Raw genomic sequence first — 1,772 nt, forward strand, 5'->3', positions numbered from 1 at the left:
GCCGGCCCGGTCGACCCCCGGCTCGCCATGGCCTCCGCCCCGCCGATGCCGCAGAGCGCGCCGCCGATGCCCCCGGCCCCGCCCGCCGCGGCGACCGCGCCGTCCCTCACCAAAGTCACCCTGGACAAGGGCCGGGTCAGCCTCACCAAGGGCGGCTCGGTCTCGCTGGAGAAGAACGGCAAGCCCTTCCTCTCCTCGATCCGGATGGGCCTCGGCTGGGAGCCCGCCGGCCGCGGCCGCAACATCGACCTCGACGCCTCCTGCCTCGCCTTCGACGCCAAGCGCGAGAAGCTGGACACCGCCTGGTTCATGAAGCTGGGCATCTTCAACGGCGCGATCACCCACTCCGGCGACAACCTGACCGGCGAGGGCGGCGGCGACGACGAGTCGATCACCGTCCACCTCAACGGTCTGCCGCCGGAGGTGTGCGGCCTGGTGTTCGTGGTGAACTCCTTCTCCGGCCAGAAGTTCACCGAGGTCAAGAACGCCTACTGCCGACTGGTCGACGCCGGCACCAACCAGGAGCTGGTCCGCTTCGACCTCACCCAGTCCGAGTCCCGCACCGGCGTGGTGATGTGCAAGCTGGTCCGCCAGTACTCGGGCGAATGGGTGATGACCGCGATCGGCGAGTACGTGGACGCCAAGACCGCCCGCGCGATGGTCAAGCCGGCCGCCTCGATGCTCTGACGGCTGCTCTGACGGCCGATCGGACGGACACGGCCGGACACGGCCGGACACACGGCCGGACGGCGGGAGAAAACGACTGGACCTCCCGCCGTCCGCCGCGCATCATGTCCGGATGCTGATCAGGGAAGCCACCACCGAGGACTGGCCGGGCATCTGGCCGTTCTTCCACTCCGTCGTCGCCGCCGGCGAGACCTTCACCTACCCGCTCGACCTCGGATTCGAGCAGGGCCGGGAGTGGTGGCTGCTGCCCGAGCCGCACCGCACCGTGGTCGCCGTCGACGAGGCCACCGGCGCGGTGCTCGGCACCGCCAAGATGAACCGCAACCAGATGGGCAACGGCGGCCACGTCGCCAGCGCCAGCTACATGGTGGACCCGGCGCACGGCGGCCGGGGCATCGGCCGGGCGCTCGTCCTCGACAGCATCGACTGGGCCCGCCGGTCCGGCTACCGCGCCGTCCAGTTCAACGCCGTGGTCGCGTCCAACGAGCACGCGGTGAAGCTCTACGAGTCGCTCGGCTTCACCGTCGTCGGCACCGTCCCGGAGGCCTTCCACCACCCCGTGCACGGCTACGTCGCCCTGCACGTCATGCACCTGGCGCTCTGAGCCGCCCCAGGGGCCGCCGCTACTCCTCGATCGCCCCGCCGACCCGCCGCAGGTGCTGCCGGAAGCTGTACCCCGGGTCGGCGGCCCGGCGTTCCAGGAACTCGTCGAACGAGGTCTGCCGCCGCAGCGTGTCACCGGAGCGGATCCGCTCCGCCTGCGCCCGCTCGGTGCGGGCGATCCCGGCCGCCGTCTCCAGCACCTCGTCCAGCCGCGAGCCCGGTACGAACAGCACACCGTCCGCGTCCGCGAACACCGCGTCCGCCGCGCTCACCAGGTGCGGTCCGAACCGCGCCGTGGCGAGCGCCTCCGGCTCCCGCCCGTCCAGCCGCAGCGGCCCGAGCGGCAGGCTGCCGTAGCTGAACACCGGCAGCCCGATCTCCACCAGCTCCGGCGTGTCCCGGTGCAGCCCCCACACCACCACCCCGGCGATCCCGGCGGCCCGCGCCTCCAGCACCGCGAGGTCCCCGACGCACGCCTCGTC

General features: G+C 72.3%; 3 protein-coding genes. 2 read left to right on the forward strand and 1 reads right to left on the reverse strand.

Going from position 1 to position 1,772, the window contains the following annotated elements; all coding sequences use genetic code 11:
• Positions 1–687, forward strand: a 687-nt coding sequence (locus VR45_RS14270; protein ID WP_045940112.1) for a TerD family protein, incomplete at its 5' end; no start/stop codon positions are given.
• 112 nt (positions 688–799) lie between these two features.
• The gene (locus VR45_RS14275; RefSeq protein ID WP_045940113.1) at positions 800–1,291 is read left to right on the forward strand and encodes a GNAT family N-acetyltransferase; all 492 of its coding nucleotides are present in this window, start codon (positions 800–802) and stop codon (positions 1,289–1,291) included.
• A gap of 19 nt (positions 1,292–1,310) precedes the next feature.
• On the opposite strand, the gene VR45_RS14280 is transcribed toward VR45_RS14275, so the two are convergent.
• A partial coding sequence (locus VR45_RS14280) for a dimethylmenaquinone methyltransferase (RefSeq protein WP_045940114.1) occupies positions 1,311–1,772 on the reverse strand: 462 nt, incomplete at its 5' end.

Origin of the sequence: Streptomyces sp. NRRL S-495 (genome assembly GCF_000966955.1) — a bacterium.
Classification (GTDB): Bacteria; Actinomycetota; Actinomycetes; order Streptomycetales; family Streptomycetaceae; genus Kitasatospora; species Kitasatospora purpeofusca.